This is a genomic window from Micromonospora sp. NPDC048871 (assembly GCF_043198155.1).
In the GTDB taxonomy this organism is placed as follows: domain Bacteria; phylum Actinomycetota; class Actinomycetes; order Mycobacteriales; family Micromonosporaceae; genus Micromonospora.
The window spans coordinates 56,309-73,230 of the sequence record NZ_JBICUM010000011.1 but is presented as its reverse complement, the minus strand read 5'-3'; the positions used below and the strand labels follow the sequence as shown (position 1 = coordinate 73,230).

Annotated in this window: 15 protein-coding genes; 13 read left to right on the top strand and 2 right to left on the bottom strand. The window is 70.3% G+C overall.

What is annotated here, in order from left to right; translation table 11 throughout:
- Nucleotides 1-5 precede the first annotated feature (5 nt).
- The 3 genes from ACGFIK_RS21840 to ACGFIK_RS21830 all read left to right on the top strand — a co-directional run bounded on the left by ACGFIK_RS21840 (nucleotide 6) and on the right by ACGFIK_RS21830 (nucleotide 5,389).
- Nucleotides 6-1,793 (top strand): VirB4 family type IV secretion system protein, encoded by a 1,788-nt coding sequence (locus ACGFIK_RS21840; protein ID WP_393340990.1) that lies wholly within the window; start codon nucleotides 6-8, stop codon nucleotides 1,791-1,793.
- A 32-nt stretch (nucleotides 1,794-1,825) separates the two neighbouring features.
- Complete coding sequence (locus tag ACGFIK_RS21835) at nucleotides 1,826-4,306, top strand: helicase HerA domain-containing protein (protein ID WP_393340988.1); 2,481 nt, start codon at nucleotides 1,826-1,828, stop codon at nucleotides 4,304-4,306.
- A gap of 210 nt (nucleotides 4,307-4,516) precedes the next feature.
- On the top strand, nucleotides 4,517-5,389 hold the full coding sequence (locus ACGFIK_RS21830; RefSeq protein ID WP_393340985.1) for a replication-relaxation family protein: 873 nt from the start codon (nucleotides 4,517-4,519) through the stop codon (nucleotides 5,387-5,389).
- Between the two features lie 364 nt (nucleotides 5,390-5,753).
- Here the strand turns inward: ACGFIK_RS21830 and ACGFIK_RS21825 are convergent, their stop codons facing one another.
- Nucleotides 5,754-6,707 carry an NYN domain-containing protein gene (locus ACGFIK_RS21825; RefSeq protein ID WP_393340982.1) on the bottom strand — a complete coding sequence of 318 codons (954 nt, stop codon included), beginning with the start codon at nucleotides 6,705-6,707 and terminating at the stop codon, nucleotides 5,754-5,756.
- 5 nt (nucleotides 6,708-6,712) lie between these two features.
- Complete coding sequence (locus ACGFIK_RS21820) at nucleotides 6,713-7,039, bottom strand: hypothetical protein (RefSeq protein ID WP_377679358.1); 327 nt, start codon at nucleotides 7,037-7,039, stop codon at nucleotides 6,713-6,715.
- A 198-nt stretch (nucleotides 7,040-7,237) separates the two neighbouring features.
- Here ACGFIK_RS21820 and ACGFIK_RS21815 point away from each other — a divergent pair, with 198 nt between their 5' ends.
- From ACGFIK_RS21815 to ACGFIK_RS21770, 10 genes are all read left to right on the top strand, one after another.
- A complete protein-coding gene (locus tag ACGFIK_RS21815; protein ID WP_393340979.1) occupies nucleotides 7,238-9,733 on the top strand; it encodes a right-handed parallel beta-helix repeat-containing protein in 2,496 nt (831 codons plus the stop codon).
- A gap of 489 nt (nucleotides 9,734-10,222) precedes the next feature.
- Complete coding sequence (locus ACGFIK_RS21810) at nucleotides 10,223-10,939, top strand: hypothetical protein (protein ID WP_393340977.1); 717 nt, start codon at nucleotides 10,223-10,225, stop codon at nucleotides 10,937-10,939.
- 188 nt (nucleotides 10,940-11,127) lie between these two features.
- Complete coding sequence (locus ACGFIK_RS21805) at nucleotides 11,128-11,544, top strand: hypothetical protein (protein WP_393340974.1); 417 nt, start codon at nucleotides 11,128-11,130, stop codon at nucleotides 11,542-11,544.
- Between the two features lie 95 nt (nucleotides 11,545-11,639).
- Nucleotides 11,640-12,464: a hypothetical protein gene (locus ACGFIK_RS21800; protein WP_393340971.1), complete on the top strand. Its 825-nt coding sequence runs from the start codon at nucleotides 11,640-11,642 to the stop codon at nucleotides 12,462-12,464.
- A gap of 75 nt (nucleotides 12,465-12,539) precedes the next feature.
- The gene (locus tag ACGFIK_RS21795; protein WP_393340969.1) at nucleotides 12,540-12,713 is read left to right on the top strand and encodes a hypothetical protein; all 174 of its coding nucleotides are present in this window, start codon (nucleotides 12,540-12,542) and stop codon (nucleotides 12,711-12,713) included.
- A gap of 118 nt (nucleotides 12,714-12,831) precedes the next feature.
- Entirely contained in the window at nucleotides 12,832-13,974 is a 1,143-nt protein-coding gene (locus ACGFIK_RS21790) for an FAD-dependent monooxygenase (RefSeq protein ID WP_393340966.1), read from the top strand.
- A gap of 31 nt (nucleotides 13,975-14,005) precedes the next feature.
- Nucleotides 14,006-14,359, top strand: a complete 354-nt coding sequence (locus ACGFIK_RS21785) for an Lsr2 family protein (protein ID WP_357529076.1) — start codon at nucleotides 14,006-14,008, stop codon at nucleotides 14,357-14,359.
- 157 nt (nucleotides 14,360-14,516) lie between these two features.
- Entirely contained in the window at nucleotides 14,517-15,440 is a 924-nt protein-coding gene (locus tag ACGFIK_RS21780) for a MarR family transcriptional regulator (RefSeq protein WP_393340965.1), read from the top strand.
- Nucleotides 15,441-15,540: 100 nt separating this feature from the next.
- On the top strand, nucleotides 15,541-16,191 hold the full coding sequence (locus ACGFIK_RS21775) for a diguanylate cyclase domain-containing protein (RefSeq protein ID WP_393340962.1): 651 nt from the start codon (nucleotides 15,541-15,543) through the stop codon (nucleotides 16,189-16,191).
- 279 nt (nucleotides 16,192-16,470) lie between these two features.
- Nucleotides 16,471-16,920, top strand: coding sequence for a hypothetical protein (locus tag ACGFIK_RS21770; RefSeq protein WP_393340959.1), 450 nt, complete (start codon nucleotides 16,471-16,473; stop codon nucleotides 16,918-16,920).
- Nucleotides 16,921-16,922 lie beyond the last annotated feature (2 nt).

Here is a 16,922-nt window from a genome sequence, read left to right as displayed (position 1 = left end):
TCATGATGAGGCGTCGCATCAGAGGTCGTTCCGCCGAGCGGTCCCGGACCGGTTCGGTGGCGTCGGCGGTCGCGCCGGCCACCGTCGAGGTCACCCCCCGGTGGCTACGCGTGGGCGACGGCTACGCCGCCACCCTGGTGGTGACCGGCTACCCGGCCGAGGTCGGCCCGGCGTGGCTGGAGCCACTGCTGTCCTGGCCGGGCCGCCTCGACCTCGCCCTGCACATCGAGCCGCTGCCCGCACCTGTCGCCGCGTCCCGGCTACGCACACAACGCGCCCGCCTGGAGTCGTCGCGGCGGGCCGACGCCGAGCGCGGCAAACTCGCCGACCCCTACGTCGACGCCGCCGCCCACGACGCCGGTGACCTGGCCGAACGACTCGCCCGAGGCGCGGCGAAACTGTTCCGCGTCGGCCTCTACCTGACCGTGCACGCCCGCACCGAAGACGAACTACTGCAGGCATGCGCGCAGGTCCGGGCCGCCGCCGCGTCCACCCTCCTGGAGGTGCAGCCCGCGACCTGGCGGCAACTGTCCGGCTGGACCACCACCCTGCCCCTCGCGACGGACGGGCTGCGGATGCTCCGCACCATGGACACCGCCGCCCTGGCCGCCGCCTTCCCCCTGTCCAGCCCGGACCTGCCCGCCCCGCTGCCCGGCGACCCACCGACCACCGGCGGTGTCCTCTACGGCGTCAACCCCGCCAGCGCGGGGATCGTCTGGTGGGACCGCTGGACCCAGGAGAACCACAACTCGATCGTCCTGGCCCGCTCCGGAGCCGGGAAGTCGTACTTCGTCAAACTGGAGATCCTGCGCAACCTCTACCAGGGTGTGCAGGTCGCGGTGGTCGACCCCGAAGACGAGTACCTGCGCCTGGCCGACGCCGTCGGCGGCAGCATCGTCCGGCTGGGCATGCCCGGCGTGAAGATCAACCCACTCGACCTGCCGGCCGACGACCGCCGCCCCGACACGCTGACCCGCCGCGGCCTGTTCCTCCACACCCTCATCAGCGTGCTGCTCGGCCACCAGCCGCCACCGGCGGAACGGGCCGCCCTGGACCGGGCGATCCTCGCCGTCTACCGGGCCGCCGGCATCACCGCCGACCCGGCCACCCACCACCGGCCCGCACCACTGCTGCGCGACCTCGCCGCCACGCTGCGCGCCGACGACGACCCGGCGGCAGCGACCCTGGCCGCCCGGCTCGCACCGTGGGTGCAGGGCAGCTTCGCCGACCTGTTCGACGCCCCGACCACCCAGGCCCCCGTCGGACACCTCGTCGTGTGGTCACTGCGACACCTGCCCGACGAACTACGCACCGTCGGCACCCTCCTCGCGCTGGACGCGATCTGGCGCACCGTCGACACCCCGCAACGCCCGTCACGGCGACGCCTCGTCGTGGTCGACGAGGCGTGGCTACTGATGCGCGACGGCGAAGGCGCCCGCTTCCTGTTCCGCATGAGCAAGGCGGCCCGCAAACGCAACGCCGGACTGACCGTCATCACCCAGGACGCCGCCGACCTGCTCGGCACCGACCTCGGCCAGGCCGTGGTGTCCAACGCCGCCACCCAGGTGCTGCTGCGACAGGCACCCCAGGCCATCGACGCCGTCGGCGAGGCGTTCGGGCTCACCGACGGTGAGCGGCGGCTGCTGCTCTCGGCCCGTCGTGGCCAAGGAGTGCTGATCTCCGGCGTGAACAGGACCAGCTTCGAGTCGATCTCCTCGGACACCGAGCACAACCTGTGCACCACCGACCCGACCGAACTGGCCCATGTCGACGAGGAAGAGGACGACCTGTGACACCACCGACCGAAGTCCTCGGATCAGCGCTCATGTCACCGCCACCGGCGCCCAGCCCCACCATCGGGCCAGGCGCCGGTCCCATTCCCCCTCCCGCCGGGCCCGGGGCTGGGCTGGTCGACGCCGCCGTGTGGGCGGCACAGCGACCCTGGCTGGCGGCTGTCGCCGCCGGACTGCTCGCCGCATGGATCGCGGCCCGCAACCTCGTCGAGATCTGGCGGCACCACCACCACGCCCACGACGCGCGGCTGGTCACGATCGCCCCGCCGCCCGAGGTCGACCCGCACAGCGCCGCCGCGTTGTGGGCGAACCTGGCCGGCGTACTCACCCCGTCGCGACGCCGACGCCTGCTCTACGGCACCCCGCACGTCGTCTGGCAGTACACCTGGTCCGGCCGGCAGTTGCTGATCTCGATCTGGGTGCCCGGCACCGTCCCACCCGGCGCGGTCGAGGCCGCGGTCCGAGCGGCCTGGCCCGGCTCGGCCACCATCACCGACGACAACCCGCCGCCCCCGATTCCGCTCGACGCGCATCCCGCCGCCGGTGGACACCTACTACCGATGTACGCGGAGTGGCTACCGCTGACCACCGACCACGACACCGACCCGCTGCGTCCCCTGATGTCCGCCGGCGCACAGCTCAAACCCGGCGAGTACGCCTGCGTACAGGTCCTCGCCCGCCCGGCCACGCCCCGGCGAGCGGCACGGGCCCGTCGGGCGGCCGGACGGCTTCGGGCCGGCAAGACCGCCGTGCCGGCGCTCAACCCGGCCGCGCCGGTGCTGTGGCTGCTGGAGGCGTTCCTGCCCGGTAGCGGCGGCACCGGCCGCCCCACGCCGGTGGCACGGCGGGATCCCACCGTCGAGCGGGACGTCCGGGCGATCCTGGACAAGACAGCGCACCCGCTGTGGCAGACCGGTATCCGGTACGCGGTCGCCACCACCAGCCGACGCCCCGGCGCCGACCCGCGGGGCCGGCTGCGGGGCATCGCCGACACCCTCGCCTCAGCGTTCGCCATCCACACCGGCCGCAACCGGCTCACCCACCGGGCCCGGATGCCCGCCCCGGTGGCAGTCCTCGCCGCCCGACGGCTCGGCGCGGGGTTCCTGACCTCCGCCCCGGAACTCGCGGCGCTGGCTGCCCTGCCGCGAGACCTGGCCGTGCCCGGTCTCGACCGGGCGCGGGCCGCGTCCATGCCGGCACCGGTCGCCGTCCCCGGCGGCGGTCGTGGGGTGAAGATGCTCGGCGACGCCGAGATCGGCGGCCACGCCGTCGGACTCGCGGTACCCGACGCCAGGTATCACCTGCACGTCATCGGCTCGACCGGCTCCGGCAAGACCACCCTGCTGGTCAACATGGCCCTCGACGACATCAAAGCCGGCCGCGGCACCGTCGTCATCGACCCCCACGGCGACCTCGTCCTGGACATCCTCGACCGGCTCCCCGCCACCGTCGCCGACCGCGTCGTCCTCTTCGACCCCGACCAGGACAACCCACCCACGCTCAACCCGCTCGAAGGCAATGATCCCGACCTCGTCGTCGACAACCTCGTGTCGATCTTCGGCACCATCTTCGCCAAAGCGTGGGGTCCACGGATGGACGACGTCATGCGGGTCGCCTGCCTCACCCTGCTGCGCCACAACAACGTGACCCTGCAGCACATCCCCCCACTGCTCAACAGCCCCCAGTTCCGCTCCGCGATGACCGTGGACCTCGACGACCCAGCCGGGCTCAGCGGCTTCTGGCAGTGGTACGACGGCCTCAACGACAGCCTCCGCTCCCAGGTCATCGGCCCGGTCCTCGCCCGGCTGCGGGCGTTCCTGCTCCGCGACTTCGTCAAACGGACGATGCGCTACCCGAAGTCGAGCTTCGACATGGGCCGCGTCCTCGACGGCGGGGTCCTGCTCGTCCGCATCCCCAAAGGCGTCCTCGGCGAGGACACCAGCCGCCTGCTCGGCTCCCTCATCCTCGCCCAGGTGTGGCAGGCCACCACCGCCCGCGCCGCCATCGCACCCGAGAAGCGTCGCGACGCGAGTTTGATCATCGACGAGGCGCAGAACTTCCTCACCCTGGCCGACTCGCTGGACACGATGCTCGCCGAAGCCCGCAAGTACCGGCTCTCCCTCGTACTCGCCCACCAGGACCTAGCCCAGTTCCCGCGCGACCTGCTCGCCGCCGCGTCCGCCAACGCCCGCAACAAGGTTTACTTCACCTGCGCACCCGAGGACGCCAAAGTCCTGTCCCGACACACCCTCCCCGAACTCGGTGAGCACGACCTCGCCCACCTCGACGCCTACACCGCCGCCGCACGCCTCGTGGTTAACGGTCGCCACACCCCGGCGTTCACCATGCGGACCCGACCACCCAGGCCGGTCGTCGGTGAGGCGACCGCCATCCGGCAGGCAGCCGCCGCGGCGGTACCGGTCCAGGACACCAGCGCCGTCGACGAACTCGTCGAACGACTCAGCCGCAACCCCGAACAACGGCGTACCCGCCCGAAGAGCGACCGGGCCTGACCGTCTTCGCCGGTCCGGTGGCGTCGCCCGGGTCGCGCACCGGATCGTCACCGGGCTCGCGACCGGTGACCGCTGAACACTGCCCCCACAGTGCTGACCTGGTCTGTCAGTGCCGCACACGCCCCCTGACAGACCCTCCGCACCGACCTACCCGCTGCCAGACACCCTCCCGATCGGGAGGGAACCCCATCCTGCCCAGGAGCAAACATCGTGTACTCCCGCGTTCCCCCCGCCTTCAGCAAACCCGACCCCCTCGCGGTCTTCGGCCGCATCGTCCCCCGCGACCACGCCCTCCTCGCGCTACTCGCCGAGCACTACCTGCTGTCCACCGACCAGATCACCAACGCCTTCTTCGACAGCCGCCGCACCGCCCAACGCCGACTCACGATCCTGCACCGCCTCGACGTACTGCACCGCTTCGGCCGCAGCAACCACACCGGCCGCTACGGATCCCTGCTCTACACCCTCGGCCCCGTCGGACTGCAACTACACCCCACCGCCTACCACGACCCGAACGGCACCGGCGGCAAGCCGCCGCGCAGCTCCCTGGAACGCGCCAAGCGGATCGCCGCCAGCGGCCAGGTCAACCACCTCCTCGGCGTCAACCAGTTCTTCACCGACCTCATCGCCACCGCCCGCCGCAGCACCGACGCCCGCCTGTCCCGCTGGTGGTCCGAACAGCACGCCACGACCGTCTACGCCCAAGCGGGCATCCGTCCCGACGGGCACGGCGTGTGGACCATCGGCGACACCTCGACCGGCTTCTTCCTCGAACACGACAACGACACCGAGAACCTCGCCCGCGTCGTGGCCAAACTGCGCGGATACGAACGCCTCACCACCTTCGGCCCCAGGTACCCGGTGCTGTTCTGGGTACCCAGCCGACGCCGCGAGGCCAGCCTCCTCGGCGTGCTCGCCGGACTCCGCACCACCAGCCCGATCGCCACCGCCGTACACGGTCCCGACCCGGCCGGCAGGATCTGGACCCTTGTTTCGGACCCCACCCACCGACGCTACCTGCGAGAGCTGCCCTGCGACCACGGCCCCGACACCGTCACCAACCCCCAGCGCTTCAACCTGTAGGACTCGCACCGCAGGTAGCGGACATCCACATCTGCGGTCAGGTCAAAGACCACGCCCGGAGCAGCATCGATGACAGACACGACCTCGATAAACGCCGCCACGAATAAGCGCCGTGCGCTGAGGGCCGTCGCAAGTCGCCCCTTCGTGGCTACGCAGGCTTCCGGCAGCTGGGTGCCGGGCAATTTCGGCAGCGGCGCTCGGAGCAGGTGAGGATGCGTAGGCAGAGTGGGCTCGGGCTGGCTGCGACAGCCCGTTCCATCAAGACCACGCGGGGCAGGCCGGAGTGTGTCTGGGAAGGCGCCTCGTCTGAGAAACGATCGAGAGATCCAAGGAATTCTTCGGCCAGGATGCACCGAATGCCGCCTCACGACACCTCGTCGTACCTCTTCCAGAACTGCGCCCGAAGCTTGTGTCGCACTTGTTCACTCAAGTCGAATTCGCCGCGACGATCAGACAAATCGGTCAGCAATGCCTTGTCGATGTCGCGTGGAATCGATGGCTTCCCATCTTTGAGTTCGGCCAGTTCCTGTGCGGAGGCGGACTTGCGGTATGTCGTCAGGACGTTGATGACCACCGAGTCGATCTGCTCGGCAAGTTCGACGAGGTTCTCATGCTCCGCCGTGGCCTGTGGCTCGCGGCCGGTGGCCGCACTGTTGACGATCACAGGCGACGGCTGGAGCGCGCCTGGTTTCCCCAGCCCGGCGAGGTCCCTGGGCGTAGCCTTGACCTGCGGTTGCCCGGCTGGCGGTACGACCACCGGCTGCGGCGTCGGCGGAAGCATTTCGACCTTCGTCACCGTCTGATCAACAGTCTCCGGAGGCAGGGTTTCAAGCCCGTCGGCCGCCCGCATCAGATGCCGGCTGATGCCGTGGGGCTTGTCCTCCTTGGTGGGAACGGCGAGCAGGATGACCTGTACGCCGTGAACTTGGGCTTCCTCGACAGCCTCGGTCAGATCGTCATCGCCCGAGATGAGGATGAAGACGTCGGCGGCTCCGTTACGTGCGTGCGTCACGAGATCAAGCCCAATACGCAGGTCGACGCCCTTTTGCTGGCCGTCCATGCCGAACCGGCCAAGCCGCAACTTGACCTTGGGCAGCTCGCCGATGCGCTGCTGCTGGAGATCGGGCACGCCGTCCTTAGCTGAGTCGTACCAGTGCACCCTCAGCAGCGGCAGCTGGGACATGCTTTCGGCTTGCCTTACAAGCGCGTCGATCAGCGGCGTGTAGCCGACGTGAACTCCGCTGCGCAGCGACGTCCCGGTCACCCGAAGAGCTGCGGAACTGAGCAGGTAGCCGGCATCCACATACAGGGAGCACATAGACCTCATGGTCTACAGGATGTCACCGACCCTGATTTGATCGCTGACAGGTGCGAGGGCTGCTGTGTTGACTGTGAGCCATCGCCCGCGCCGATCAGTGAATCGTTCGGTGATCCACGGCGGTTGACGACGCTAAACCTTCGGTGGGTCCGCTCAGCCTGGCCCGCCTCGACCTGTGGGAATTTGGTGACGGTCTCGACGTCGAGCGCGGCGCAGTGTTCGATGACCGGTTCGGAGCCGACGTCGATCCAGGTTTTGGTCAGGGTGGGGCAGGCGGTGGTGGCCTGGTCGAGCAGGTTGATTCCGGTGGTGGTTCCGCTGGTGCTGGCCACGGTGACGATGGTGGCGGTAGGTGATGATGCCGCGTTTACGGCCGATGATCCTGGCGCTGCAGCAGCGTTCTTGATCACTAGAAGTAAGGTGTGTGTTGCAGAGAGCGGTGGCCCGTGATCGCAGCGGCGGTGTAGAAGATCTATGCTCTCGGGGTTGGCCTGCTCGCCCAAACCTGGCGGCGATTTCGATGGCGGGGGGTGCTGGCCCCGGTGGGAATGTCGACGGTGGTTGTGTCGCTGACGCGACCGAACGCGTATCGAGGTATCGGTGCCGCAGTGGCCGCTGCGCCGCACAACGCGTTGATCCTCGTGGAGCCTGGTCGTTACGACGGGCAGGTTGTGGCGCGGGCGAAAGCAGTCACCATCCGGGCTGCCGTCCCGGGCGGGGCGCCGGTCCTGTTGGAGAACCGTGACGCCGCGCCTGCGGTCTACTGCGACGGTGCCGAGGTCACGCTGCAGGGTGTGGCGCTGCGGACGTGGAGTTCCGACGCGCCGGCCACCGTCGCGACCCTCGGTGGGATATTGACCTTGGAGTCATGCACCGTCACGGGGCAGGCGACCAACGCTCTCCTCGCTGAGCAGGGTGAGGCGTACCTGCGGGGCTGCCATGTCCATGGGATGCGTCGCGGTGTGGCTTTTGTCGATGCCCAGGGAGTGGTCGAGCACTGCCGGTTGTGGGATGTCGATGAGTACGCCTTGCTGTCCAAAAGGGACAGCTTTCCGATCATTCGGCACTGCCATGTTCAAGACGTCGGGCACGGGTTCGAGGCGTTTGAGGGTGGTCGCGGCGCGGTGGAGGACTGCCAGTTCACCGATGTGCGGCAGGCGGCCCTGGTGGTGAGTAGCCGGTCCCGTCCATCGGTTCGTCAATGCAGGATCTCCGGCAGCCGGGGTAGCGGGTTGAAGTTCAGCGGCTCAGCCGGTGGGCTGGTCGAGGATTGTGAGCTGATGGATCTGGCAGGCTGCGGCATCGAGGTGTCCGACAGCGCGGAGCCAGACATCCGCCGCTGCCTGATCGAGCGGGTCGGCCGTAACGGAATCTACGTCAGCGCCTCGCGCGGCACGTACGCCGACTGCACGGTGACTGCTAGTCGAATGCCCGCGATCGCCGCAGTTGATGGGGCGGTACCGCAGGTCACCGGCGGTGTCCTGCGAGATGTACGGGGCGACGCGGTGCTGGTCCGCGCCGCTGCCGGCCGGTACGACAACCTTCAGATCGAGGCACCAGGCCGGTACGGCGTTCGCGTGCAGGGCGGTGATCCGAGCTTCACCGATCTCTTGGTCACAGGTGGCGAAGCCGGGATCGTGCTCGACAGCGACCTCGTGGCAGACGTGCGAATTGAGGGTGCCACCGTTCGAGATGCCGCACACACCGGGATTGCCGCCGAAGGCCCTGGTCGACTTACCGGCACCCGAGTCAGGGTGGAGAACTCCCTGACGGGTGTGATCGGCGCCGAGACGGTCTCGATCGACCTCACTGACTCCACGGTGTCCGGCGGTGAGATCGGGCTCGCCGGAACGGGTCAGGCCAGTCTCCTCTTGGACCAAAGCGAGGTCATCGGCACGACCGGGCCGGCGGTACTTGTGCAAGATCAATCACGGCTGACCATGCGAACGAGCACCGTGCGCCACTGTGGCAGTGACGGCGTACAGGTGGAGACTGACGCTCCGGTGCTGGTGGACCGGTGCGAATTCGTTGACGTCACTGGTGAGCCGGTACGGGGCGTCGACCGCCCGCTCGTATCGGTAATCGCCCCACCACAGGCCAGCCCGAAGCGACCGGCCTCAGGTGACTCCGCAACCGACACCGACGGCATCAGCGACGACACCGGTCGGGACCGCAGCGGTCGCCCCCGTGATCGCTCGGAGGCCGAGAGCACTGACGTCGACGCTGTCCTCGCCGAACTAGACGCCATGATCGGGCTGGCGGCGGTCAAGCGCGAGGTGCGAACCCTGGCCCAGCTCATCAAGGTGGGTCAGCAGCGACGAAAGGCCAACCTCCCGGTTTTGCCGGTCAGCCGGCATCTCGTCTTCACCGGACCGCCCGGCACCGGAAAGACGACCGTCGCCCGCATCTACGGACGGCTCCTCGCCCACCTCGGCCTGCTGTCGAAAGGGCAGGTCGTCGAGGTGGCCCGGGTTGATCTGGTGGGCGAGTATCTGGGTAGCACCGCGCTGAAAACCGCTGCCGTGTTCAAACGAGCCCTTGGCGGCGTGCTCTTCGTCGATGAGGCATACACGCTCGCGCGCCAGTTCGGCACAAACTCAGACCTCGGCTTGGAGGCCATCGACACTCTCGTCAAGCTGATCGAGGACAACCGGGACCAGATAGTGGTGATCGTCGCCGGGTATCCCTCCGAAATGACGCAGTTCCTAGCCGCCAACCCCGGCCTCGCCTCACGGTTCACCAAGACCATCGAATTTGCCGACTACACCCCCGACGAGCTGCTCGCCATCGTCTCCGGGCTAGCCGCACAGCACGGGTACGACCTGAAACAGCCGACCAACGACGCCCTACTGGACTACCTCGCCGAGGCCTCCAGCGACCCCGACTTTGGCAATGGCCGCGGCGCGCGAAAACTGTTCGGCGCCATGGTCGAACGGCAAGCCGAGCGACTCGCCGACATATCGGCACCGACAGCGGAGCAACTTCGGCTGCTGCTGCCCGAAGACCTCCCGCCAACAGGCAGCTGAGCTGAGGAGATCAGTCCCGCAGCTGGTGTGGTGACCATCGTCTCTTCCGCCGTTGCCACCGGATCCCCCAAATGCGGGACACGCCCGCCGATGCGCCTCCCAGGCAGGATCATTTGTGAGACTCAGCGAGTCTCACAGCGTCCGCGTCGACGACGCTCACGCGGGCCGAAATGTCTCACAGAGCAGGCCAGCCCGCTTCGCGGCGATCGGCTCGCCGAATCGGCCTGACAGAACAGACCGCTACCGTTCACGGCACTAACAGCACCTCATATATCTCCACCCCGGTTCGGTCCCACCTCGGAACCACCGCCGCACCTACCGGTGCGCTCGCCCACCCGCCCATACGGGCCGGTCGGCGCCGCGCCGTGCGGCGACCCCAGGTCGCACCCAACCACCTGCCGCACCACCCATCCCCGCGACCGACCCACGCACCCAGTGGGCCGGTCATCTCCGCGCGCCCTGACGCGCCCACCTCGAAGGAGGACCCACATGGGCAAAACTCCCCGCAAGGTCACCCCCGCTGCGCCTGTCAAGCCGCAGGCCAGGATCCGCGCCATGGTCCTGTGCATTCCGCCAGAGTTGCCCCGCGAGGCGCTGACCGCGCACCAGCTCGACCGCAACTTCGGCGTCCAGGGCACCCTGTCGCCCCGTTTCTGGGCCGGCACGGCTCTGCACCGGTGGCAGCACCGGCAGATGATCAGCCTGCGTAAGGGTCGCCCGGCATCCTGCGCCGGTGGACCGGTACGGCTTCTCGACCTCGACGGCATGCTCCAAGCCGCGGCCATGGGGGCGGGCATCCGCCACCAACTGTTCAGCCGCGTCGTGCACGGCACCCGCAACGCCGTTCCCTGGCACGTCTACGAGGCCCGCCATCTGGCAGACCCGGACACGTACCCGTGGGACAAGGCCGTGGCGGACTTCAACAACCAGACCCGCGTCAACGCGATCCGGATGCACAACGCCGCCACGTACGGTGCCGGGCAGATAGCTCTCGCCGAGGTGGAGATGTACCAGGCCGGATACATGGCCTACCAGCACTACAGCGCCCTGACCGCGGTCGCGGGCGACGCACTGATCACCACTGACGGGGCGACGTTGGCCCCGGCCAGCGACGCCATGGCCGACCGGGTGACCTACCTCGAACAGGCCAACCGCCTGTTCGCCGCCCTCGACCCCGACCAGCGACTGCTCGCAGTCGCGCTCTGACGGCCCTGGTCGGGGCAGGCGAGAAGACGAGCCCACGGCCGTGGGCGCTTCCACACGCCGCACCGACACCTCACCGAAGCGATCAGGCTGGCAGCCGCCATCCCTGTACCCGATGGATGCGCGCTGCAGCCCGATCGGCTCCTGCATTCACCCCTTGAGCATCCCCGAGCAGGAGGGATCCCACCCACATGATCTCGGTCTACCGGTTCCGACTCACCGACGTCTTGGAGCTGGCCGAACACGCCGCCACCGCGCACGCCGCCGCCGACGAGCCCGACGGCCCGGCGCTGCTGCTCGTCGCTGCTGACAGGGCCTACCTCGCCTGCAACGGCCTGCCCGCAGCACCGTCGGGCCCGGACGCGCCGGGGATCTGCCCTGTCCAGGCCGTGTACGCCGAGTACGCCGGCCACAATCCGCCAGGCCACACCGGCGAGGACCTGCCGATCGCCCTTCCACTGCGCTGGCCCGACGCTCGGCTCGTCAACGACCTACGGTCCGCCGCCAGCCACGGCCACTCGACCCTGGTCATCACCGTCGTCGACGGCACGGTCGGCCTGTCGACCGTCACCGTGCCCACACCGCCCGGCCCGCCGCCCGTCGTCTGAACCTCCCGGCCGCCCCGCGCCGGGGGCACCGAACGCCCGACCGGCCGGGCGATTGGCCGACCTTTCCCTCTTCCCACCAACTCGGAGGTTCCACCATGTCCCACCGACTGTGGTTCCGCGTCGACGACGTCCTCCCCCTCGCCGAACATGCCGCCGCCACCGCCGCCCACTCCACGACCCGGCAGCAGTACCGGGCCGGTCTACCGGACCAGGCCGCACTCATCTGGTACCGCGACGCCGACGGCGACTGGCTGACCTCCAACGGCGTCCCCCGCTGGTACGACGCCGACGGCACCGAACACCGGGCCCTCGCCGAGACGTGGACCCACACCGCCACCGGCGCCACCGGTAACCCGCGCCCCGCCGACGACGGGCACGGAGTCCTGCCCCTGCACACCACGTTCCTCGACGGCCGTCGCGACCTGCTCGACCTGCTCCGCTTCGCGCGCCGTCACCGGATGCACTGGTTCGGTCTGCACCCGGACCCGACCAGCGACGCCACCGACAACCGCTACCGGATCTCCCGCGATCGCGGCGACATCAGCCCACCGTTGGCCACCTGGACCCCGGCGGCCGTCACCTGCGACGTCGTTGGCGGCGGCGCCTACCGGGCCATGGTCGCCCCCGGCTACACCACACTCGGCCGGACCGGCCTGCTGTGCCGGTTTCCGCTGTTCGCGGTGCAGTGCATGGCCGCCCACCTCGACAGCCTGCATCCCGGCCGCATGCCCGGCGAACATCCCCGTCTGCGGTTCGACGGCGACGAGGCCGTCATCGAGTGGGAGCACGACGACGGTCTGGGCAGCCGGTGGGTCGAGCACGACCGGGCCGTACCCGACGCCAACCGCTGCTACGCCATCGGCGCCTACCAATGGCCCTGGGTCCTGGTCCCGGCCGAGACGACCGCCCCGCGTCACTAGCCCAGAGAAGCAACGCGCAGTGATCGTCGACGGGCTGCTCAGCGAGGCGGTCACGGCAGCCACGAGCTGACCGGGGTGCACCACCTCGACGGGGCCGTCCTGCGGATCCGGCTCTACGGCGGCAGCGACGTCGAGCAGAGCACGGCGGTCGCCGAGGTCGTCACCTCCGGCTGTTCATCTGAAACCTGCGATCCCATCCGCCGCACCCGCGGCCGGCGGCTGCTCGGCGCGTCTACGTCGCGCCGCTAAGCCTCTGAGCCGCTTGTCACTGGCACGACCTGGCCGATGCCCGGCCATCCGCGCACTCGCGCACACCCGGGCACGGCCGTGCCCGGGTTCCTGCCCTTTCCTTCAGGAGGGAACCCTCATGACATCCATCGCCAGGCTGGCCTCCGGCCGTCAGCTGCGTATCGCCGTCGTCGGCGGCAGTATCAGCGGCCCGGTCAGCGCGCTGCTGTTGCTGCACGCCGGATTCGACGAGGTCACCGTCTTTGAGGCGGCACCGGAGTCCGCGCCCCGGGGCGGCGGTCTCATCGGTCTGGAACACTGCGCCCTGGACGTGCTCGACCGCCTCGGCATCGCCCAGCACGAGTTCGTCGCCCACGACTCCGAGGCTGTCGTCCAGATGACCATCCGGGACCGCCACCCGGCCGAGGTCATTCGACGTACCTACCCGGGCCGCAACACCACCTGGACGTTGCTGCACCACGCGCTGGCCCGTCGCCTACCGGCCGGTGTCCTGCACACCGGCATGAGGGTCACCGCCCTTACCGGGCAGGCCGGTCAGCCGGTGCTGCGGTTCAGCGACGGCCACACCGAACCCGCCGACCTGGTCGTGTTCGCCGACGGCCGGTCCTCGACCGGCCGCCGGCTCCTCGACCCCGACCGAACCCTGCGGTACGCCGGTTACGTCGCCCACCGCGGCATCGCCGAGATCACCCCACCGTCGGGTCTGCGGGACTTCCTGCGGCTGCAGCCCTGCCCCGGCGTGCAGTTCAACCTCGCCCCGGTACCCGGGGGCTGTGACTGGACCTTCTACCTCGGCTGCACCAGCGCCGAGTACGCGCAGCGGTTCGGCGCCGACCCCACCCGCCGGGTCTTCGCCCTGCCCCGGCACGTCAGCACCGCCGCCCGCAGTCACGTCGACACCCACGCCGACCTGCTCCTGCCGGCCGAACACGCCGCGATCGTCCACGCCACCACCACCCGGATGGCCGTGCCGGTCCTCGACATCACCCCACCGGAGCGCATGGTGTGGCCGATCGGAGCTGGTCACGCCGTCCTGCTCGGCGACGCCCTCGCCCCCGTCCGCCCACACACCGCCCGCGGCGCCAACAACGGCATCGAACAGGCCGCCGGCCTCGTCGCCGCCCTCACCCAGCACCGCAAGTACCGGGCGGACCTCACCGCCGCCCTGCACGGGTGGCAACGCCGTCACCTGCCCGCCGCCGTCGCCGCCGTGCACCGAGGACCCGAAATCGGCCACCGCCTCGGCCTCGGCACCCGATAACCCACCCCGCAACCAGGAAGGGAGACCCCGCGTGGCCACCAGGACGACCGCAGTGCTCGTCGACGACCTCGACGGCTCCACCGACGACGTCGGCACCTACCAGTTCGCCTTCAACGGCGTCACCTACGAAATCGACCTGTCCGCCGGCAACTTCGACCGGATGGCGGCGGCCTTCGGCCCGTTCATCACAGCCGGACGTCGCCTGCCCAAACAGCCCAAGACCGCCCGGCGACGCCAGTCGGGCAGCGCCGCCGGGCGTACTCACACGCAGGAGATCCGGACCTGGTGGTGGACCACCAACTGGCAGGAGCGCAACCTGCCCCAACCACGAACCGGCGGCAGCATCCCCGCCGCGGTACGCGACGCCTACCACGCCGCCCACTGACACCAACCACGCCGCGAATGCGCCCGCCGGTGCGCGCCACACTCCCGTACTCCGGGCGGACGACTTGACCACCACCCCGATTCGAAGCGTGCATCAGCGCACGCGCCTCACTCACCGATCCCTGCCCAGCGGCAAGGAGAAAGGGGGCTACCCGCCCATGGCCAGCACACCAACCGACAAGACCACCGGTACGGCCGAAACACCGGCACCCAGTGTCGCGAAGGTCCTCGCCGCGCTGCACCGGCTCGGCGAGGCCACCGCCGCCGCCATCGCCACCGAAGCCGGACTCGGCTACTCGACCACCACCCCGAAACTACGCAGCCTGGAGACCGCCGGGCTGGCCGAGCCCACCCGCAGCGACACCGGCCGCAGCCTATGGCGACTGACCGACACCGGCCGCGCCCAGGTAGAAGAAGCCGACGACCACAGCCAGCCCGAAGGACAACCCACGCCTGATGCCGCCGCAGACGCACCACGAGGGACGCACGGCGACGACCCGCAGGACGCCGGGCAGGACCACGACCAGCGGCAAGCCGTAGCGGACCCCGCCGACCGGCCGCCAGCCACCGCCCCCGGATCGGGACCACCGGATCCCGGTGCTGCGGAGCCGGCACCTGGCGAGGCCACCCTGTCCGACAACACCGAGGACAGCCGCCCGCGTGCCGAACCCGAGGAGCTGGTCACGGCCACCCACGCCGACGCGCCCGCCGAGGTGCCCACAGCGGACGAACCCTCTGACACGGCTGCCGACGACCCCGCCGACAACACAACGGGCGATCCCACCGCCGAGGGAACATTCTCCGCCTCCGTTGGTCAGGCGGTGGGCGGGCCGGCTGGCACCCGTCGGGCGTCGGGCACGCTGCGCGGCGCGATCCTCGACATCCTCGAGGCCAACCCCGGCAAGCAGTACAAGGTCAGCGAACTGTGCAGGCTGATCGACCGGGCCAACGAGGGAACCGACGCGAAGAAAGCCAGCGCCGGTGCGGTCCACAACGCCGCGGTGAAACTCGTCGGGACCGGACGGGCGGTCATGGCCGCCGAGAAACCCGCCACGTTCGCCCTCACCGACCCCACCACCTGAAACGACCCTCGCCCCAGCCGGTAGCCCGTGGGCGGGCGTCGAACTTTGCCGGAACCACGCCCGCCCCCGGTGCTCCTTCACAGACAAGGAGCTACCCGAAGTGTCTCCCATCCTGTCCTCGATCGTCACCGCCGTCGGCGGGGTCCTCGCGGGTCTCGCCCTCGCCGCAGGGCTGCTGTGGCACCAGCAGCAGGCCCTGACCCGCGCCCGCCACGCCGCCGACCACGACGACACCACCGGCCTACCCAACCGGCGGGCCCTGCTCGCCGCCGCCGGCCGCGCCGCACGCCGTGGCACGCCGTTCGGGCTCGTCCTGCTCGACCTCGACGGCTTCAAAGCCATCAACGACACCTTCGGCCACGAGGCCGGCAACGACGTGCTCACCGACATCGGCCGACGGCTCACCGCCCTGCGCGGGCCGGTGCGGCTGGCCGCACGGCTGTCCGGCGACGAGTTCGCCCTCCTGGTCGACGGCGGCCCCGACGAGGTCGCCGCCGCCGCCCGCGCCGCCTGGCGGACGGTCGGTCGCCACCCGGTCGACCTCGGCGCGCACACCGTGTCCGTGCGGGCCAGCGTCGGGCACACCACCGCCGCCCTCGGCGTCAGCCCCCGCACCCTGCTCCACCACGCCGACATGGCCATGTACCAGGCCAAACAGTCCGGCGCGGGCGTCTACGGAACCACGACGACCACCGCCCACACCGGGCTGCCGCCGGGTACCCGCCTGCGGGACCTTCGCCGTCACCGCTGATCCGGCACCCGCACGGGGCGCCCTGGAGGGGCCTCGCGCCGATCGTCCGGCGCGAGGTCCTCACCGTGCCCCACCCCGCCTACCCGACCTCGTCTGTCCACATCCTCGGCCGTCGTCGAACCCCGCCCGCCCCGCACGACTTGACCTTGACCGAGAGATGAGCGTCGATCAGCGCTGGTCGTCGTCCGCCGGGCTGCCAGGGGCACCAGCATCCCTGGCCCAACGTGGGTCGGACGGCGACCGCGCATGCCCGCGATCCGCCGACCGAAGGGCCAACCCGTGGCACCCAACCCATATCCCGCCCGCCGCAGCCGGCGGCCCAGCGACCGCACTACCGTGCCGGACGACGTCACCGACCGGCTCCTGTGGACCCTCGCGGTCGATGTCGCCGCCGCCCACCAGCCCGGACCCGACGGCGCCTGCACCAACCTGCAGTGCCGCGGGCAGCAAGGCCCCTGCTGGGCGCTGCGCACCGCCCACCGCGCCCACCGCCACGCCCGCCGCACCCCCGCCACCTTTGGCGAATCCCGGCCGCGCCCGGTCGGGGCCGTACGCGGACGCGCCCCTATACCCGCGCCCTCCGTGCCCGCCCCGTCCGGCCGCTTCACCGGCTGGTTCACCCCCACCCACCCGCCCGCACCCCTGACACGAGCCGCGCCCATAGCCGACGCGGTGCCACCGGAGTCCCGGGGGCACCGGCGTCCACCCGTGGCGGCGATGGCCGCCTGAAC

Bases quoted from the DNA above. Each gene is read 5' to 3' on its own strand.
- ACGFIK_RS21840 (WP_393340990.1), top strand. From the start codon at position 6: ATGAGGCGTCGCATCAGAGGTCGTTCCGCCGAGCGGTCCCGGACCGGT.
- ACGFIK_RS21835 (WP_393340988.1), top strand. From the start codon at position 1,826: ATGTCACCGCCACCGGCGCCCAGCCCCACCATCGGGCCAGGCGCCGGT.
- ACGFIK_RS21825 (WP_393340982.1), bottom strand. From the start codon at position 6,707: ATGTGCTCCCTGTATGTGGATGCCGGCTACCTGCTCAGTTCCGCAGCT.
- ACGFIK_RS21810 (WP_393340977.1), top strand. From the start codon at position 10,223: ATGGGCAAAACTCCCCGCAAGGTCACCCCCGCTGCGCCTGTCAAGCCG.
- ACGFIK_RS21805 (WP_393340974.1), top strand. From the start codon at position 11,128: ATGATCTCGGTCTACCGGTTCCGACTCACCGACGTCTTGGAGCTGGCC.
- ACGFIK_RS21800 (WP_393340971.1), top strand. From the start codon at position 11,640: ATGTCCCACCGACTGTGGTTCCGCGTCGACGACGTCCTCCCCCTCGCC.
- ACGFIK_RS21790 (WP_393340966.1), top strand. From the start codon at position 12,832: ATGACATCCATCGCCAGGCTGGCCTCCGGCCGTCAGCTGCGTATCGCC.
- ACGFIK_RS21780 (WP_393340965.1), top strand. From the start codon at position 14,517: ATGGCCAGCACACCAACCGACAAGACCACCGGTACGGCCGAAACACCG.